Source organism: Poseidonibacter ostreae (assembly GCF_009208075.1).
GTDB classification, from domain to species: Bacteria; Campylobacterota; Campylobacteria; order Campylobacterales; family Arcobacteraceae; genus Poseidonibacter; species Poseidonibacter ostreae.
Window position 1 is genome coordinate 30311 of the sequence record NZ_WFKJ01000019.1, and the last position, 18752, is coordinate 49062.

The 18752-nt window shown below is 27.7% G+C and carries 16 protein-coding genes; 9 read left to right on the forward strand and 7 right to left on the reverse strand.

The genetic code is table 11. From position 1 onward, the window contains the following. Nucleotides 1-57 precede the first annotated feature (57 nt). The 9 genes from GBG18_RS07595 to GBG18_RS07635 all read left to right on the forward strand — a co-directional run bounded on the left by GBG18_RS07595 (nt 58) and on the right by GBG18_RS07635 (nt 12216). Nucleotides 58-948 carry a PhnD/SsuA/transferrin family substrate-binding protein gene (locus tag GBG18_RS07595; RefSeq protein ID WP_152189882.1) on the forward strand — a complete coding sequence of 297 codons (891 nt, stop codon included), beginning with the start codon at nt 58-60 and terminating at the stop codon, nt 946-948. After that, nucleotides 948-2555, forward strand: a complete 1608-nt coding sequence (locus GBG18_RS07600) for an ATP-binding protein (RefSeq protein ID WP_152189884.1) — start codon at nt 948-950, stop codon at nt 2553-2555. Before GBG18_RS07595 ends, GBG18_RS07600 begins: the two co-directional genes overlap by 1 nt. Nucleotides 2556-2653: 98 nt before the next feature. Next, a complete protein-coding gene (locus GBG18_RS07605; protein WP_152189886.1) occupies nt 2654-3940 on the forward strand; it encodes a diguanylate cyclase in 1287 nt (428 codons plus the stop codon). Between the two features lie 238 nt (nt 3941-4178). Next, a complete protein-coding gene (locus GBG18_RS07610) occupies nt 4179-5732 on the forward strand; it encodes a 2-isopropylmalate synthase (protein WP_152189887.1) in 1554 nt (517 codons plus the stop codon). Nucleotides 5733-5869: 137 nt separating this feature from the next. Then, a complete protein-coding gene (locus GBG18_RS07615; RefSeq protein ID WP_152189889.1) occupies nt 5870-7894 on the forward strand; it encodes a DUF1538 domain-containing protein in 2025 nt (674 codons plus the stop codon). After that, nucleotides 7857-8186 carry a thioredoxin family protein gene (locus GBG18_RS07620; protein ID WP_152189891.1) on the forward strand — a complete coding sequence of 110 codons (330 nt, stop codon included), beginning with the start codon at nt 7857-7859 and terminating at the stop codon, nt 8184-8186. The genes GBG18_RS07615 and GBG18_RS07620 overlap by 38 nt, the downstream gene beginning before the upstream one ends. 8 nt (nt 8187-8194) lie before the next feature. Next, nucleotides 8195-8614, forward strand: a complete 420-nt coding sequence (locus GBG18_RS07625) for a heme-binding domain-containing protein (protein WP_152189893.1) — start codon at nt 8195-8197, stop codon at nt 8612-8614. Nucleotide 8615: 1 nt separating this feature from the next. Then, nucleotides 8616-11576, forward strand: a complete 2961-nt coding sequence (locus tag GBG18_RS07630) for a MutS-related protein (RefSeq protein ID WP_152189895.1) — start codon at nt 8616-8618, stop codon at nt 11574-11576. Further along, nucleotides 11563-12216, forward strand: coding sequence for a DUF429 domain-containing protein (locus GBG18_RS07635; protein WP_193311094.1), 654 nt, complete (start codon nt 11563-11565; stop codon nt 12214-12216). The genes GBG18_RS07630 and GBG18_RS07635 overlap by 14 nt, the downstream gene beginning before the upstream one ends. Nucleotides 12217-12229: 13 nt before the next feature. Here GBG18_RS07635 and GBG18_RS07640 read toward each other — a convergent pair whose 3' ends face one another. From GBG18_RS07640 to GBG18_RS07665, 7 genes are all read right to left on the reverse strand, one after another. Beyond that, nucleotides 12230-13546 (reverse strand): MFS transporter, encoded by a 1317-nt coding sequence (locus GBG18_RS07640; RefSeq protein ID WP_152189898.1) that lies wholly within the window; start codon nt 13544-13546, stop codon nt 12230-12232. A gap of 1 nt (nt 13547) precedes the next feature. Next, a complete protein-coding gene (locus tag GBG18_RS15315; RefSeq protein WP_193311095.1) occupies nt 13548-13697 on the reverse strand; it encodes a hypothetical protein in 150 nt (49 codons plus the stop codon). 9 nt (nt 13698-13706) lie between these two features. After that, nucleotides 13707-14420, reverse strand: coding sequence for a 1-(5-phosphoribosyl)-5-[(5-phosphoribosylamino)methylideneamino]imidazole-4-carboxamide isomerase (gene hisA, locus GBG18_RS07645; RefSeq protein WP_152189900.1), 714 nt, complete (start codon nt 14418-14420; stop codon nt 13707-13709). A gap of 14 nt (nt 14421-14434) precedes the next feature. Continuing rightward, nucleotides 14435-15049: an imidazole glycerol phosphate synthase subunit HisH gene (hisH, locus tag GBG18_RS07650; RefSeq protein WP_152189902.1), complete on the reverse strand. Its 615-nt coding sequence runs from the start codon at nt 15047-15049 to the stop codon at nt 14435-14437. Nucleotides 15050-15079: 30 nt separating this feature from the next. Further along, a complete protein-coding gene (locus tag GBG18_RS07655) occupies nt 15080-15652 on the reverse strand; it encodes a phosphoribosyltransferase family protein (RefSeq protein WP_152189904.1) in 573 nt (190 codons plus the stop codon). A gap of 47 nt (nt 15653-15699) precedes the next feature. Then, nucleotides 15700-17487: a translation elongation factor 4 gene (gene lepA, locus GBG18_RS07660; protein WP_152189906.1), complete on the reverse strand. Its 1788-nt coding sequence runs from the start codon at nt 17485-17487 to the stop codon at nt 15700-15702. Between the two features lie 138 nt (nt 17488-17625). After that, nucleotides 17626-18752: OmpA family protein (locus GBG18_RS07665; protein ID WP_152189907.1), on the reverse strand; the 1127-nt coding region annotated here is incomplete at its 5' end.

Sequence of the window (18752 nt, forward strand, 5' to 3'; positions counted from 1 at the left end):
AAAGACTGAAAATTATTATTTATTAAAAATTTGATAAAATAAAATTATAGGTTACATATGAAAAAAATTCTCTTAATAATATTTTTATTTATTTTTACTATAAACTCATTTTCAAATGAAAAAAAAATTAAAAATGAGATTAATTATGGCTTTATTCATAGTTATGATATTTTAGCTGATTTTAAAGACGCAAGAGAAAGTCTAAGTAAATGGCTTGGTAGGGTTGGTGAAAAAAAAGAGATAAATTTAAATGTTACTTTTTATGATGATAGAAAAAAAGTTTTTAAAAACTATATGAATCATAGTTTAAATATGGTATCTATGGAATATGGAGATTATTATAAACATAAAAATCAAATGGATCCTATAAGTTCAAGATATTGGAGTGTATCTTTTAATGAAAAAAGGGAGTATAAATTTTGTTTAGTTGCTAGGAATGATATTAAATTTGATTCATATAAAGATCTGAAAAATAAAACAATTATTATGAAAAAGTACCAATCTATTGGAAGTATTTGGCTTGATTATAAAAGTTTAGAAAATACTAAAAAAGATTTTAGTAAACTTGTAAAATCAGTAAAATATGAATCAAAAGAATCAACAAGTTTATTAAATGTTTTTTTTAAAAAGCAAGATTTAGCATTAGTTAGAAAAACGACTTGGACTACAATGCTTGAATTAAACCCATCACTAAAACAACGAGTAAAATTATTTGAATGTTCTAATATTGATTTTATTCCTTTTATTAGTGTCTTTTCAAAATCTACAGATAATCACACTGTAAATATTTTCTTTGAAGCATTGCAAAATTTAAAAGATGATAGTGATATTAATGAATTATACTCATTATTTAAATTTTATGATGTATATGAAGTAAAAAAAGAAGATTTGTTAGATATGAATAATTTTTATAATGAATATTATAAATTAAAAAAGAAGCATAATTAATGTTAAACTTATTTAGAAATAAATTATTTGGAAAATTATTTATATTAATTTTTCTTGCAATTTTATTAATATTATTAACATTTACTTCACAAGTTATTACTTTCCAGAAAAAATCTATTTTAGAATCTTTATATTCAGAAGCAAAAAGTATTGGTGATTCTATATCCTTTGTAAAAAAAGATGACATGATTATTGATAATGAAATAGGCTTATTAGAGTTTACTTTAAAGTTTGTAAATCAAAATGAACGAATAGAGACTTTTTTAATATCTAGAAAAGATGGAAATCTCTTATCTATTAAAAAAGAGAAATGGGAGTTATTAGACAAAAGTAAAAATTTTTATAAAAAAAATGAATATGGAACTAGTAATTTTAAAATTGTGGAATCACTTTATTCAAATAAAAGAGTATTAATATATACATATCCTGTTAAAATTTCAGGTTTGCTTTGGGGTTGGTATCATTTAGAATTATCTCTTCAAGAGTATGACAAAAAAATTGATGAAATGTACAATAACATAATTTTTTTGGCTTTAGTATTACTACTTACTTCAATTTTTTTATCTTATTTAATTGCAATAATGATTACAAATCCAGTTATAAAATTAAGTAAGGTATCTTATGAAATTTCTAAAGGTGACTTAACACAAAGAGCTAATATTAAAACTAATGACGAAATTGGAGAGTTGTCTGTAACTTTTAATAAAATGCTAGATTCATTAGAATATTCACAAAAAGAGTTAAAAAAATCGCAAATGGAACTTGAAAAAAGAGTTGAATTAAGAACAAGGGAATTAAAGAAAGTTAATGAATCTTTAGAAGAAAAATCTATTGAACTTAAAGAGCTAAATGAAAATCTTGAGCATAGAGTTATAAATGAAATTTCAAAAAGACAAAGACAAGAAGATCTTTTAATTCAGCAATCAAAACTAGCCTCAATGGGAGAAATGATTGGAAATATTGCACATCAATGGAGACAACCTTTGAATGCACTTGGATTAGTAATCCAAAATATTCAATTAACATATATGATGGGTGATTTAGATGATAAATTTGTAGAGAAATCTGTAGAAAAAGCGAATTTATTAACTTCAACAATGTCAAAAACAATTGATGATTTTAGAAACTTTTTTAAACCTAATAAAGAGATTACAGAGTTTAGTTTAGATGCATCAATAAAAAACTCTTTATCTTTAATTAGTTCAACTTTTGAATATAATGGAATTACTATTGATTATAAAATTTCAAAAGATATTAAAGTTATGGGTTTTCCTAATGAGTTTTCACAAGTTATTTTAAATATATTAACAAACTCAAAAGATGCCCTTGTTGATAAAAAAATTACTAATGCAAAAGTTTTAATAGAAATAAAAAAATCTAATAAATATGCTTGTGTTAGTATAAAAGATAATGCAGGTGGAATTCCTCTTTCTATAATTGAGAAAATATTTGAACCTTATTTTACAACAAAAGAAGAAGGAAAAGGTACTGGTATTGGATTATATATGTCAAAAATCATTATTGAAAAAAATATGAATGGAAAACTATTTGTAAATAATACAAAAGAGGGTGCAGAATTTACTGTATCAGTACCTTTATCTAGCTAAAAAAACAAGAAAATAAGCAAATACGCTTATTATAATAAAGGTTTTTATAGTATACTTTATTATAATAAATACAAGTAAATAATAAAAAAGAAGTAGAGTTGAAAAAAATCAATAAGACATTGTTGAGCAATGTAACTATTTTATACGTAGAAGATGAAAAGATGATTAGTGAAGAAGTATCTTTTTTCTTTAAAAAATATGTTAAAAAGTTTTATATTGCAAATAACGGTGAAGAGGGGCTTGAGCTTTTTAAAGAAGTAAAGCCTGATATATTAATTACTGATATTCAAATGCCTAAAATGAATGGCCTTGAGATGATTAAAGAAATAGGTCATACTTCAGTCCCAATTATAATTACAACAGCATATTCAGATATTGATTATTTTTTAAAAGCAATAGAACTTAAAATATCAAAATTTGTAATAAAACCAATAAACTTAGTTAATCTTATTTCAAATGTTCAAGATTGTATAGTTGAGAGCTATTTACAAGATAAACTTTATGAAAAAGATAATTTATTAAAAATAGTTGATGAAAATGTACTTCTTTCAATAACTGATAAAAATGGAATAATTATTGATGTAAGTAGTGCTTTTTGTGAATTTACACAGTTTAGCAAAGACGAACTAATTGGTGAAAGTCATAGAATAATAAAGCATGAAGATAATTCTAATTCTTTTTATGAAAATATGTGGAAAGAGATAAGTTCAGGAAAAAGATTTAAAACAGAGATTAAAAACAGAAAAAAAGATGGAACAATTTATTATGCCAATCTTACAATTACTCCTGTTTTTAAAGATGATGAAATTATAAATTATACGGCTATTAGAAATGATATTACAAATAAGAAAAGATTAGAGCAGTTAATAATTGAAGATGATTTAACAAGACTTTATAATAGAAGGCATTTTAATACTATTTTAAATAAAGAGATTAGAAGAGCAAAAAGAGATAAATCAATAATAACTTTAGTTAGTTTGGATATTGACCACTTTAAAAAGTATAATGATACATATGGTCATCCAAAAGGGGATAATGTATTAATAAAAATAGGCAAAGTATTACTTGAGCATACATCAAGATCTAGTGATTATGCTTTTAGAATAGGTGGCGAAGAGTTTTGTTTAATATTCTCAGGTTCACAAGTTCAAGAATCTTTATTTCATGTACAAGAGATTGTTAATGCTGTTGAGAATTTAAAAATTGAACATAAAAATAGTAGAAATAGTAAGTTTGTTACTATTTCCGCTGGACTTATTGTACAAAAAGCAGATGAAATAGTTGATGAAGATACTCTTTATAAATATTCTGATATTGCATTATATCAAGCAAAAGTAAAAGGACGTAATCAAGTTATTCTTTCTGAATCTTCTACAAAGTCTTGACAAAAGTATTTAAATTAATTATACTTATGCACATTCAAAAATTTAGGAGAGTTCTATGAAAATATTTAATTTCTACAATAACCATTTCATCAAAAGTGTTAACTCTTCATTGCTTCTTACAAAAACTCTCTAATTTTTTACAATTAGACTTTAAACAATCAACAAATTACATTACATAGTTTTTCTTTTTTTATAATAAAAAAGATATAATATTACATATTTTAAAAGGTAAATCACAATGGATAAAAATAGGATTATAGTATTTGATACTACATTAAGAGATGGTGAACAAAGTCCAGGTTGTTCAATGAATACAGAAGAAAAAATCAAAATAGCATTACAATTAGAAAAATTAGGTGTTGATGTTATTGAAGCAGGTTTCGCAGCTGCTAGTCCAGGTGATTTTGATGCAATTTCAAGAATTGCAGAACAAGTTAAGAACTCTTCTATTTGTTCACTTAGTCGTGCAATTGATAATGATATTAAACAATCAGGATTAGCAGTTAGTAAGGCTCCATTACATAGAATTCATACATTTATTGCTACTTCACCAATTCATATGAAGTATAAATTAAAAATGAATGAAGCTGAGGTAATAAAAAGAGCTGTTCATGCAGTTGAATATGCAAGAACTTTTGTTAATGATGTTGAGTTTTCATTAGAAGATGCTGGACGTTCTGAAATTCCATTTATGAAAGAAGTTATGGATGCTGTAATAAATGCAGGTGCTACAACTATTAACTTACCAGATACAGTAGGATATAGATTACCTCATGAATTAGGTGCAATGGTTAAAGAATTATCAGATTTTGCAGGAGATCGTGCGATTATTTCAGTACATAATCATAATGATTTAGGTTTATCAACTGCAAATACATTAGCAGCTGTTATGAATGGTGCTAGACAAATAGAAGTTACTATGAATGGTTTAGGTGAGAGAGCTGGGAATTCAGCTTTAGAAGAAGCTGTTATGGCTATTAAAACTAGAAAAGATGCTTTTGGAGATTTATATACAAATATTAACACTCCAGAGATATATCCAACTTCAAGATTAGTAGCAAATATCACAGGTGTTGAACCACAACAAAATAAAGCAATTGTTGGTAAAAATGCCTTTGCTCATGAAAGTGGAATTCACCAAGATGGTATGTTAAAAAATAATGAAACATATGAAATTATGAGACCTGAAGATGTTGGTGTATTTAAAGAATCTACATTAATTTTAGGTAAGCATTCTGGTCGTGCTGCATTTAGAGATAAGATTGAACATTTAGGGTTTGATAAAGTAAGTGATGAAGAATTAAATGCTGCTTTTGAAAGATTTAAAATTTTAGCTGATAAGAAAAAAGATGTTAGTGATGATGATATTAGAATGTTAATTACTGATGAAGCTTTAAATCAAGATAAAACTTATGAATTAGAAGCATTACAAATTTCTGATTGTTCAAATGGAGTTCCAACAGCAGCAGTTGCTATTAAATTCCAAAATCAAATCATGAGAGATGCTGCTATTGGTGATGGTACAATGGATGCAATCTTTAAAACAATAGATAGATTAACAGGTTATAATGGAGAGCTTAAAGATTATAAAGTAACTTCTGTAACTGAGGGTAAAGATGCTTTAGCAAAAGTTACTACTAGAGTTTCTTTTGATGAATCTTCTCCTGCCTTTGTTGGACATGGTTTAAGTATTGATACTATGTTAGCAACTGCAAAAGCATATTTAAGTGCCTTAAACTCTTACCTTTCTCAAAAAGAAAGACTTTCAAAACAAACTTCTCATCAAGTATAAATAAGTAAAGCAGTAAATCTGCTTTGCTTAATTAAATAACTTGACCAAAATCAAGTATTTATAAAAAAGAGTGTATAATATAGTCACTTTACTAAATAAATAATTATTTAGAGTAATAGCAGGAGATATAATATTACATGATGCAGTTTAACTTCTTTTTAAAACTTTTAAAAGAATCTTTTAGAGATTTAATTCCAATTATAGTTGTAATTCTATTTTTTCAATTAGCAATTATCCAAGCAGTTCCAGATGGATGGGTTAATACGGCAATTGGTCTTGGTATTGTTGGAGTTGGTCTTGCAATTTTCTTACAAGGTCTTGAAATTGGTGTTTTCCCAGTAGGTGAGGGTTTAGCAAGGGATTTTGCTAAATCTGGTTGGATTACATGGATTTTAATCTTTGGTTTTTTAATTGGTTTTGGTACCACAATAGCAGAACCTGCACTTGCAGTTATTGCAGATAAAGCAGCTTCTATTTCAAGTGGAAGAATTGATGCTACTGTTCTTAGATTTGTAGTTGCTGGATCTGTTGGTTTTGCAATTTTATTAGGTGTTTTTAGAATTATAAAAGGGCATCCTATTCACTATTATATCATTGCTGGATATATAATAGTAGTAACTGTTACTTTCTTTGCACCACCTGAAATTATTGGATTATCTTATGATTTAGGTGGAGTAACAACTTCTACGGTTACTGTTCCTTTAGTAGCAGCCCTTGGAATTGGTTTAGCTTCAAATATTAAAGGAAGAAACCCTGTTATTGATGGTTTTGGTCTTATTGCTTTTGCTTCATTAACACCTATGATTTTTGTTCAAATTTATGGTATTGCTGTATATAACTTAGTTGATGCTCAAAATGTTGCTGATGTAGTAATTAAAGCTGCAATATCATCTCCTACTGATATTACATTTGAATCTGTTATTTATGGAATATTATCAGTTGTTAAAGATGTTATTCCTATTTTAGCAATTATTCTTTTCTTTCAATATGGAGTATTAAAAAAACCAATTCAGAATTTAAAAACTGTATTTTTAGGTTTTGCACTTGTTATTTTCGGTTTATATGCATTTATTCTTGGACTTGAAATGGGTCTTTTCTCACTTGGTGAGACTATGGCATATCAATTAACAAAAAGAGATTCTGTATTTGTTATTTATGCCTTTGCTTTTGCTATTGGATTTTCAACTACTATGGCAGAACCTGCTCTTATGGCAATTGCAAAAAAAGCAAAAGATATCTCTGATGGTAAGATTAATGATTTTGCATTAAGACTATTTGTAGCTTCTGGTGTAGCCATTGGTATTGCTTTAGGTGCTTTTAGAATTGTAGATGGTGGACATATTCACTATTATATTATTGTTGGATATCTAATTGTAATTATTTTAACATTTATTGCTCCAAAATATATCATTCCAATTGCGTATGATTCAGGTGGAGTTACAACTTCAACTGTTACAGTTCCTCTTGTAGCTGCTCTTGGTATTGGATTAGCTACAAATATTCCAGGAAGAAGTCCTTTAATTGATGGATTTGGTCTTATTGCTTTTGCCTCACTGTTTCCTATGATAACTGTTATGGCTTATGGTATTTTAATAGAGAAGTTTGAAGTTAAATCAGATACACAAATTGAGCAAGAAGACTTATTACATGATAATTTAGTTGATGCTGAAAATATGGATTTAGCAACAGTTAATATCGATGGTTCAACTACTAGACACTCTTTATCTTTAGAGTTCTCTGCTGTAGTTATAATTGTACCAGTTGATAAAAAACTTGATGCAATTCAAGCAGCCCATAAAGCAGGAGCTTCAGGTGTTACTGTTTTACGTGCGGATGGTATTGGTTTAGATGAAATGGCTAATTTCTATAGAACATCTTTTGAAGCAAATGATACTTTATTATTATTTTTACTTCCTAAATATTTAGTAAATGAGGTTGTTAAGTCTATTATTCATTCACTACATATTACAACAACAGGAAAAGGTGTTGCATTTGCTTTTCCTTTAACTCATATGAAAGGAATTTCTTTATCAAAAGAAGATATTTTTAAAGAACAAGCTTATCAAGTTAATTTAAAAAAAGATGAACCTATAACATGCCTTGATGAAGAAGCAGAAGAAAACTATGATTCAAATACAAAATCTAGAACAACTACTAAATAGTATTAATACAGGAAAACCTGTATTAATATATTTCTCAGGTGAGAACTGTTCTGTTTGTAAAGTATTAAAACCTAAGATTGAAGAAGAGGTTAGTAAAAACTTTCCTTTATTTGAAATGTTTGAAGTTAAGACCGATTTACATAAAGAAATTACAAGTCATTTTACGGTATTTTCTATACCTACAACATTGGTTTATTTTGATAAAAATGAATTTTTTAGAAAAGGGCGTAATATGTCAGTTTCTTTATTTATTGAAGAGTTAAAAAGACCATATAATCTATTGACAAAGTAAAGAAGTAAATGAAAAGAGCACTTTTAATTATATTTATAATTTTTATAGTAATGCAAGTTATACGTCCTGATCAAAATAATATCGCAAGTGAAAAAGAGTTAGAAATTAAAGCTCCTTTAGAAGTTATGAATATATTAAAACAAGCTTGTTATGATTGTCATTCAAACCAAGCAGTTTGGCCTTGGTATTCTCAAATTGCACCTGCTTCTTGGATTATTACATCACATGTCCAAAATGGAAGAAAATCTTTAAATTTTTCTACATGGCAAAATTTATCAGAAGAAGAAAAAACTAAGAAGTTAAAGAAAATATATAGAACGGTTTATGCAGCAATGCCTTTAAAAAGTTATATATGGCTTCATGAAGAAGCTGATTTAACAAAAGAGCAAAGAAGCTTTATAAGAAAATGGACTGGAGTACGAAAATAAAGTGAGAGAAGAAGTAGCTGAAATATTAAGTGACAAAAAAACACTTTTAACAATCACTTATTTTAAATTACAAAGACTATTTGAAAAAAAATATGGAAAAAATACAGTAGTTCTTATGGAGATAGGAACATTTTTTGAAGTATATGAAGTAAACAATGATGAAGAGCAAGTTGGAAAAGCAAAAGAGATTGCTGAGCTTTTAAATATCCAATTAACTAGAAAAAATAAAACTATTTTAGAAAATTCACCTGAAAATCCTATTATGGCAGGAGTTCCTGCAATTTCATTAGAGAAGCATTTAGCAAGAATAATTTCTGAACAGAAATATACTATTGTCCTTATAAAACAAAAAGGCGTTCCCCCTAATGTCTCAAGATACTTAGATACAGTAGTAAGTCCTGGAACAAATTTTGATTTTGTATTAAACCAAGATGAAAATAATATTACTTCAATTTTAGTTGATCAAATTAGAGGAATTTATCTAATTGGATATTCTGCTATTGATGTTACTACTGGAAAATGTTATTACAATGAAGTCCATGGAACTAGTGAAGATAAGTTTTTTGCCTTAGATGAGGTATTTAACTATATGAATATGCATAAAACAAATGAAATAATTATTACTTTTGCAGATAAAAATATTAATGAAAAAGAGGTTATTGATTATTTAGAATTAAAACTAAAAACATTTCATATAGGTACTTTTAGACCTAAAATCTCATATCAAAATGAGCTGTTTAAAAATGTATTTAATATTCAATCTTTATTAACTGCAATCGAGCATTTAGATATGGAAAGAGTTCCTTTAAGTACAGAATCTTTATCTGTTTTAATTGATTTTGTAATAGGGCATGATTCAAATATTATACAAAAACTATCACTACCTTCAAAACTTGATATTAGTAAGTATATTTATTTAGGAAATAATGCAATAGAACAATTGAATATTATTGAAACATCACATAATCCAAGTTTAATAAAACTAATAAATAATACTTCAACAGCTATGGGAAAAAGACTTTTAAAAGAGAGATTGACTCATCCTGTAAAAGATTCAAAAGAGTTATTAAGAAGATTTGCTTTATCAAAAGAGTTGTTTGATTATCATGCTCCAATTGAAAATGAATTAGCAAATATTTATGATATTGAAAGATTAACTAGACGTATAAAATTAAATAGATTACATCCTTTTGAACTTAACTATTTATATGATTCTTTGCTTAGTATAAAAGAAGTAGTTTCCTTTATGGAAAATTATAAGTTTATCACTCCTCCTTGTACTAGTAGTGAACTAGAACAATTTATACAATCAATTGACTCAACATTTGATTTATCTATTAGTGGTAAATATATGCTAAAAGATGTTGAGGGAAATATGGTAAATAGTGGTATTAATACTCAAATTGATGAGTTAAATATTCAGAATGATATTTTATACTCAAAATTAGAACTATTAAAAACACATATACTATCCTTTGTAAAAACTCAAGACTCTAACTATGTTGGAATAAATAGACTTGATAAAGAGGGATTCTTTTTAAGCTTGACAAAAAATAGATTCAATTTAGTAAAAGATGAACTATTAAACTCTCATATTATTATTGATGATGATTTATTATTATTTAAAGATTTCACTATAAAAGTTCAAACAAACTCTGTAAAGATTTTTTGTAAATTAACAGAAGAAATTTCAGATAAGTATGTGCATAACTTAAGAAAAATTATTGAACTAAATAAGTTAGTATTTAAAGAAAAAATATCAGAATTTGAGAAAAAATTTGCACAACTATTAAGTGAATTAGTTCAGTTTATTTCTGAAGTTGATTTAACAGTTTCAAATATAAAAACAGCAAAAAAATATAATTATGTATGTCCTAAAATTGTAAAAACAAAAGATGATGAAAACTTTTTAGAATGTATTGATTTAAGACATCCAATAATTGAAGCAAATGAAGAACAGGGGATTTATGTCCCAAACGATATTATTTTAGGTGAATTAAGTTTAGCTTCAAAAGAGTATAAAAATAATGTAATTATAAAGAACTCAAATCCTGTTAATATGAATAACAATAAAATGCATGGTGTCTTATTATATGGGATTAATTCATCAGGAAAATCTTCACTAATGAAAGCAATTGGAATTGCAGTAATCTTAGCACAAGCTGGTTTTTACGTACCTGCAAAATCTATGAGATTCTCTATTTTTGATGCTGTATATACTAGGATTTCAGGAGCTGATAATATTGCAAAGGGCCTATCATCTTTTGCAGTTGAGATGCTAGAACTTAAAAATATTTTTAATAGAGCTACAAAAAAATCCCTAGTTTTAGGAGATGAAATATCTCATAGTACTGAAACAATGAGTGGATTATCAATAGTTGCAAGTTCTATTTTGAAACTTTCAAAACTTGAAGCTATTTTTGTATTTGCTACACATTTACACCAATTACCAGAAATCGAAGATGTTGAGAAATTGAAAAATATTATTGCATTACATCTATCTGTAATGTATAATAATGAAGAAGATAAATTAATCTTTGATAGAAAATTAGCATATGGTAGTGGTTCTTCAATGTATGGATTAGAGTATGCAAAATCTTTACATATGGATAAAGAGTTTTTATCTGTTGCTAATAATATTAGAAAAAAACTAACAGATGATTATGACTCAATTGAGAGATTATCTCAGCGTAAAACTTCAAAGTACAATAAAAATGTTTATAGCTCAACTTGTGTAATTTGTGGAAGAGCCTGTGACGATGTTCATCATATAAAAGAACAAGCACGTGCTAATAAAGAAGGCTTTATAGAGCATATAAATGCAAATCACAAATATAACCTAATACCTTTATGTAAAGAACATCATAAAATGGTACATGATGGAAGAATAAATGTAAATGGATTTGTAGCAACTTCTAAAGGATTAGAGTTACATTATACAGATGCAGGTGAAAAACAGTAAATTTATGCTTTATATTGGTATTGATTTAGCTTGGAGTGAAAATAATTACTCAGGTGTGACTTTATTAGATGATAATAAAATTATTTATACTGGAGTTGTATCTAATTTAAATGAAGTAATAACTTTCATAAAAAAGTATCCAGATGCAATTTTGGGTGTTGATGCTCCTTTAGTAGTAAATAATAAAACTGGAAATAGAAGTATTGAAATAGAATTCCTAAAAGATTACTCTTCAAAAAAACTTGGAGTTTATCCTGTCAATAGAAATCTGATGTTAAAATATAGTAAGGTTATTGTTGGTGAAGAACTAGTTAAAAATGTTCCTCAAAAGCTAGGAAAAGAGTTATTTGAAGTATATCCTCATGCTACTATTATGAATTGTTTTCATGGAACAGTTTTACCTTATAAAAGAAAAAAAGGTAGAAATACTGAATATATAAGAGAACAATTAAAAATATTACAAAGTTATCTTCAAGAAGTAGTTGAAGGTGATTTTTATAAAGATATTGATGAACTTAAGGGTATAAAATTAAAACACTATGAAGATATGTTAGACTCTATTGTTTGTGCATATACACTTTTTTACTGTCAAAAGAATAATTATAAAACATATGAAAATATTTTTAAAGTTCCTTTATAAAAAACATTACTTATCAATCTTCTTGTACTTCTGGTAGTTTTAAAGCTAAGATAATACCAATAACACCTATTATTGATAATAAAAGTATAATTCCATTTAAACCAATAGTTGAACTAAGTGATCCTACAAAACCTGCGAATAATAAAACTATACCAATAATTGTATTACTAACTGCTACATAATCAGTTCTTTTATTTCCATCTGCTAAGTCAATCAAATAAGTCTTTCTTCCTATTCTAATACCTTGATAACCAACTGTCAATATAAAATATATTAAAGGCATTAACCAAAGAGTAGAAAAAATATTTTCATATATAGTACTTAAAACAAAAACTAGAAAACCTAATATAGTAGAGATTGTAGCACCAATAATCATAGACTTTTTACTTGAAATATCTGATAGTTTCCCCCAAATAACTGAAGAAGAAAAATCTGCAAGCCCACCTGCTAAAATAAATAAACCCAATAGATAATTACTTGAATTAGAATGTTGTTGTGCAAGTATTACAAAAAATGGTGCTGATAGTACAGCACATAAAAATAAAGCTCTTGTTATTACAAAAAGCCTAAAAGCTTTATCTGTTTTAAGAAGTGATAGTTTTTTTAAAGCAACTGTAATTGCATTTCCTCCACCATCCGTTTCACCTTCAAACTCTTCAATTTTTAAGTAAGTCAAAGAAGCAATTATCCAAAAAAATCCAGCTAAAAAAAGTAGAATTCCAAAATTTTGAGGTGAAAATGGTTTTTCTCCAACAAATAAGAAATATACTCCAAGATCAATTACAATAAGTCCTGCTAAGCTTCCAGAATAGCCATTTAAAGCGCCTCTTCTTTTTTTGGGAATAGTTTTACCTATTACATCTTTTGCTGCAACAGAGCTTAATCCTCTTGCTAAACTCATAATTATTATAAGAACAATGATTACAATACCAGCATTTAAACCTTGCATGTTCCATGCAACAATTCCTATTGCAATTATACAAAGAGCTTGAATAAATGAGCCAATACTCCATATATATTTTCTTATTGGAAGTTTTCTTATATATGCTGCAATTAAAAGTTGAGGTAAAAGTGAACCAGATTCTTTTATGGGTACAAGAAAACTAATTAAAAATAAAGGAACACTAAGACTTTCCATAAGCCAAGGAATAATAACTTTCATATTAGCAACTGAGTCTGCAAGTTTAGTAAAAAAGTAAGAAATTATTGTAATAAAGAAATTTCCAGGGACTACTTTACAAGCTCTTTCATCAATTGCTTTGCAAACTCTAGCATCCTCTTCATTCATCATCTTTTCGTAGATGGATTCATGTTTTGATTTTACTGACATTTTATTTCTTTTTAGTTGTAAGTATATTTCTTGTAAGAAGCCCTATAAAAAATAAAGCAATAGCAGTATTTATATAAAAACCTTGCATATTGTTCTCTTCAAAAAACATATATGCAAGGGCTACAAATACTACAGAGATTATTAAACACATATTAACTATTTAGTCTTTTAATACTTTAAAACCTTCTTCTAAATCTAAAGTACCTTCATAAAACGCTTTTCCAACAATTACACCAGCAATATTTCCATTTGCTTTACAGTTTGTGATATCATTGATATCTTTTACTCCACCAGAAGCAATAGTATCAACTCCAGATGCTAATGCAATTGATTCTGTAAACTCAACATTAACTCCACAAAGCATTCCATCTTTTGAAATGTCAGTACAAATAATAGCTTCAACACCAGCATTTGCAAACTCTTTAGCTAAAGTAGTAGCTTCCATAGTAGAAACTTCAGCCCAACCTTCAACTGCAACCATTCCATTCATTGCATCAATTCCTACAGCAATTGGGTATTTAGCCGCCATATCTTTTACAAACTGTGGATCTTTTACTGCAATTGAACCAAGTATTAATCTATCAACTCCAAGTTCGATATACATCTTGATAGTTTCTTCATCTCTAATTCCACCACCAAGTTCGATTTTTAAATTACAGTTTTCTCTAATTTTTTTAATTTGTTCTAAATTTGCAGGTTCTCCTGCAAAAGCACCATTTAAATCAACTATATGTAACCATTTTGAACCTAGTTCTTCAAATCTCTTTGCTACTTGCCAAGGCTCATCAGAATAAATTTTTGCACTATCCATTAGCCCTTTACTTAGTCTTACAGCTTTCCCGTCTTTTAAATCAATTGCTGGTAATATATCCATATTATCTATTTCCTTTAGTGTGATAAATTCATAAAATTTTTAAGTATTTTTAATCCATTGTCATGAGATTTTTCAGGGTGTGGTTGAAAGCCATATATATTTTCTTTATGCACAGCACTTGCAAAATCATAACCATATTCAGTTTTCCCTATAATATTTTTTTCATCAGTAACTGCATGATATGAATGAACAAAATATAAATAAGGATCTTTTAACCCTTCAAATAAAGTGTGATCATCTTGTGTTTTAATGACATTCCATCCCATGTGTGGGATTTTTGTATCTTCATGCATTTTTGATTTATCAAATTTTACAATATGTCCATCAATAAGTCCAAGACCTTTTGTATCTCCAAACTCTTGTGAACTTTCAAATAAAAGTTGCATTCCAAGACAAATACCAATCATTGGTTTTCCAGATTTTGCATATTCGTGAACTGCTTGAAACATTCCTGTTTCATGTAGGTTTTTCATCGCATCACCGTATGCACCAACTCCAGGAAGAATAATTCTATCAAAGTTTTTTAAATCTTCTGGGTTTTTAACAAATGAAGCCTTAGCATCTAGTAAGTGACAAGCATTGTAAACACTTGCTAAATTACCCATATTATAATCAATAATTCCTATCACATTAATCCCTTTATTAAAAAAAGAATTATACTAAAGTTTTGCATCAGCTAGGGTTAAAGAAAATAAGATTTTATTATTTTGTTTTTCGAGTGCTTTTTTTGCTTCTAATATTGTAGAACCAGTTGTGATTAAATCATCACAAAGTATAAGAGTCTTGTTTTTGATATTTGAAACTTTGAATTTTCTTGGATTATTTTTTCTATACTCCAAATCTTTTCCTGCATATTTAACAATATTACTTGCTTTTAAACAATTGTATTTAGCAGTTATAATTTTTGAGTTTAAATGCTTTGCTAAAATTGCTGTATGTGAAAAATCGTGTCTTGTATGGTCATCAATAGCAATTGCAATTATTTCTTCTTCTAACTTAAAGTTTTGAGAAAATTTTGCAAAAGATAGTTTTGCTAGGATATTAAAAACTCTATCTCCATGAAAATAGTATTTTGATGTTATTAAATCTTCAATATCTGATAGTGCATAAAATGAGTAGTTAAAGAAATTCTTTTCTACTTCTCTTTTATGAAAAGAAGGCTCAAGTAAGTTTGTTTGACAAGTTTTACAAATTATTTGAAAAGATAAAGATTCACATGTTAAGCATTTCATTTTAAATAATACTATTTATTATTTAAAATGTAAAGGGTATTAAAGAATTAAATCTTTAATACTGCCATGAATGCTTCTTGAGGAACATTAACCTTTCCAATAGACTTCATTCTTTTTTTACCAGCTTTTTGTTTCTCTAATAGTTTTCTTTTTCTTGTAATATCTCCACCATAACATTTTGCAGTTACGTTTTTACCTGTTGATTTTACAGTTTCTCTTGCAATAATATTTGCACCAATACTAGCTTGAATAGCAACTTCAAATAATTGTCTTGGAATTAACTCTTTTAAAGCTTTAATAAACTCTCTACCTTTTGATAAAGCTTTATTTTCAGGAACAATAATAGATAGTGCATCAACAACATCACCTGCAACTTTTATATCAAGTTTTTGTAATATTCCTGGTCTAAAACCTATTGGTTCGTAATCAAAAGATGCATAACCTTTTGTAGTAGATTTTAATCTATCATAAAAGTCCATTACAATTTCATTCATAGGAATATCATAGTCAAGTAAAACTCTTGTACCTATATAATCCATTTTATTTTGAATACCTCTTTTGTCATTTAGAAGTTTTATTACATTTCCTAAAAATTCATCTGGTACTAAAATGGTTGCTTTTACATATGGTTCAAAAATTGTATCAATATGATTTGGCATAGGAAGTTCACTTGGGTTTTGAATAGAAATCTTTTCTCCATCATTTTTTAATACTTCGTAAATAACAGTTGGAGCCGTTGCAATTAAATCAAGGTTAAATTCTCTCTCTAGTCTTTCTTTAATTACTTCCATATGAAGCATTCCCAGGAAACCAGCTCTAAAACCACTTCCAAGTGCTGCTGAGCTTTCAGGTTCATAAGAGATTGAAGAATCATTTAGTCTTAATTTATCTAATGCATCTCTTAAATCTTCGAACTTATCTGTATCAATTGGATAAATCCCTGCAAATACAAAAGGTTTCGCAGGTTCAAAACCATCAATAGCTTTAGGTGTTCTATCTTTTGCATCAGTAATAGTATCACCAACAGCAATAATATCAACAGTTTTGATTCCTAATACAACAATCCCAATTTCACCTGTTTTTATTTCATCTGTAACTTGTTTTTTTAATGGATGAGGATACATTAATGATAATACTTGTTGTTCATGTTCTGTATTCATCATACGAACAACTTGACCTTTTTTAATACTTCCTTCATAAACTCGTACAAGTGCTAAAGCACCTAAATAGTTATCAAACCATGAATCGTAAATAAGTGCTTTTGTAGGAGCATTTGTATCTCCTTTAGGAGCTGGAACTCTATCTACAATTGAATCAATTAAGTCACGTACTCCAAGACCTGTTTTAGCAGAAATTAGATTATGTTCAGTACAATCAATTCCAATAGCATCTTCTACTTCTTCTAATACTCTAATTGGATCAGCAGATGGTAAATCGATTTTATTTACAACTGGTAATAACTCTAAATCATTTTCCATTGCAATATATACATTTGCAATAGTTTGTGCTTCAACACCTTGAGTTGAGTCTACAATTAAAAGTGCACCATCTGATGATGCTAAAGAACGAGATACTTCATAAGAAAAATCAACATGACCTGGAGTATCAATTAGATTTAATACGTAATTTTGTCCATCTTTTACATAATCAAGTCTAACACTTTGTGCTTTAATTGTAATACCACGTTCTTTTTCAATATCCATTGTATCCATAACTTGAGCAGACATATCTCTATCTGCTACAGAACCACACTCTTGTATAATTCTATCTGCTAGTGTAGATTTACCATGATCAATATGTGCAATGATCGAGAAATTTCTAATATTTTCTTGCAAGGTTATTATCCTTATTATCTATTATTTATCGCGATTATATCTAAAGTTTTGTAAGTTTATAGTTAAATTGAAGAAGTAAGAAGTTTTGTGTTAGGAATAAAGACTTAGATAAGCTATCTAAGTCTTTAAAATATAAAATTATTGGTTAATTAAACCAGTAACTCTTCTATTCTCTGCTCTTCCTTGTGCAGTATCATTTGTAGAAATTGGTTGAGTTTCACCATAACCAATTGATTGTAATCTATTAGGTGCAATATTTAAACTTTCTAAAGCTTTTACAGCTGAAGCAGCTCTTTTTTCAGATAATTTTTGGTTATATTGTGATGAACCTTTTGAATCTGTATGTGCTTCAATAGTTGCATTTAACTTTGGATTTTCATTTAACATAGCTGCAAATTCTTCTAATTTATTGATGTAAGCAGATTTGATTTTATCTGAGTTTGTATCAAAATTAATGTTTAAATTGATTGTTGCAACACAACCCTCAGCATTAACAGCTACACCCTCTGAAGTGTTAGGACACTTATCAAGTCTATTTACTACACCATCTTTATCGTCATCAGCTTCACAACCATTTTCATTTACAACAGCACCTGGTAATGAATTAGGACATAAGTCTTTAGAGTTTAAAACACCATCATTATCATCATCACCGTCAACAACAGGTACAATTGGAGCAATTGGTTCTGCGATTACAGGAACTTTTGCTGCAATGTTTTCAGAATATTTTTTTCCTAAAGGCATTGCTAAACCTAATGTATACATTATGTCATTTTCTTTATCATTAATTGAGAAAAGATGTCTTACATCACCTTTTACTGCAATTCCATAATATGGAAGATCATATCTTAATCCAAGACCATAATTTAATAATGCAGAATCATCGTTATCTTTCATCTCTTGAGTTACATCTTGGTATCCAGCACCTAGTAAACCATAAGCTGCTAATTTTTCAGTTAAAGGTAGCTTTTTAACTGCATTTAAAAATACTCTATTGATATTAGTATTTCCATTAGAACCTTCATATTTAAGGCTATCACTTCTCATGATTGCTAATTCTACTTGATCAAGAAAAGAGTTTTGTAAGTTTTTAGCTAATGAAATACCAGCATTTGCATAGTGATCATCATCTAAATTTGCTTTACTATCAGATAATATTCCAGCTGCAAATGGAGTTAATTCATAGCTATATTCACTACTTGGTGCACTAGCTGCAAACATAAAAGACGCACATAAGGCAGATGTTATTAATATTTTTTTCATTT

Bases quoted from the DNA above. Each gene is read 5' to 3' on its own strand.
- GBG18_RS15315 (WP_193311095.1), bottom strand. From the start codon at position 13,697: ATGTGTTTAATAATCTCTGTAGTATTTGTAGCCCTTGCATATATGTTT.
- GBG18_RS07595 (WP_152189882.1), top strand. From the start codon at position 58: ATGAAAAAAATTCTCTTAATAATATTTTTATTTATTTTTACTATAAAC.
- GBG18_RS07620 (WP_152189891.1), top strand. From the start codon at position 7,857: ATGATTCAAATACAAAATCTAGAACAACTACTAAATAGTATTAATACA.
- GBG18_RS07600 (WP_152189884.1), top strand. From the start codon at position 948: ATGTTAAACTTATTTAGAAATAAATTATTTGGAAAATTATTTATATTA.
- GBG18_RS07610 (WP_152189887.1), top strand. From the start codon at position 4,179: ATGGATAAAAATAGGATTATAGTATTTGATACTACATTAAGAGATGGT.
- hisA (WP_152189900.1), bottom strand. From the start codon at position 14,420: ATGGATATATTACCAGCAATTGATTTAAAAGACGGGAAAGCTGTAAGA.
- GBG18_RS07625 (WP_152189893.1), top strand. From the start codon at position 8,195: ATGAAAAGAGCACTTTTAATTATATTTATAATTTTTATAGTAATGCAA.
- GBG18_RS07655 (WP_152189904.1), bottom strand. From the start codon at position 15,652: ATGAAATGCTTAACATGTGAATCTTTATCTTTTCAAATAATTTGTAAA.
- GBG18_RS07640 (WP_152189898.1), bottom strand. From the start codon at position 13,546: ATGTCAGTAAAATCAAAACATGAATCCATCTACGAAAAGATGATGAAT.
- GBG18_RS07615 (WP_152189889.1), top strand. From the start codon at position 5,870: ATGATGCAGTTTAACTTCTTTTTAAAACTTTTAAAAGAATCTTTTAGA.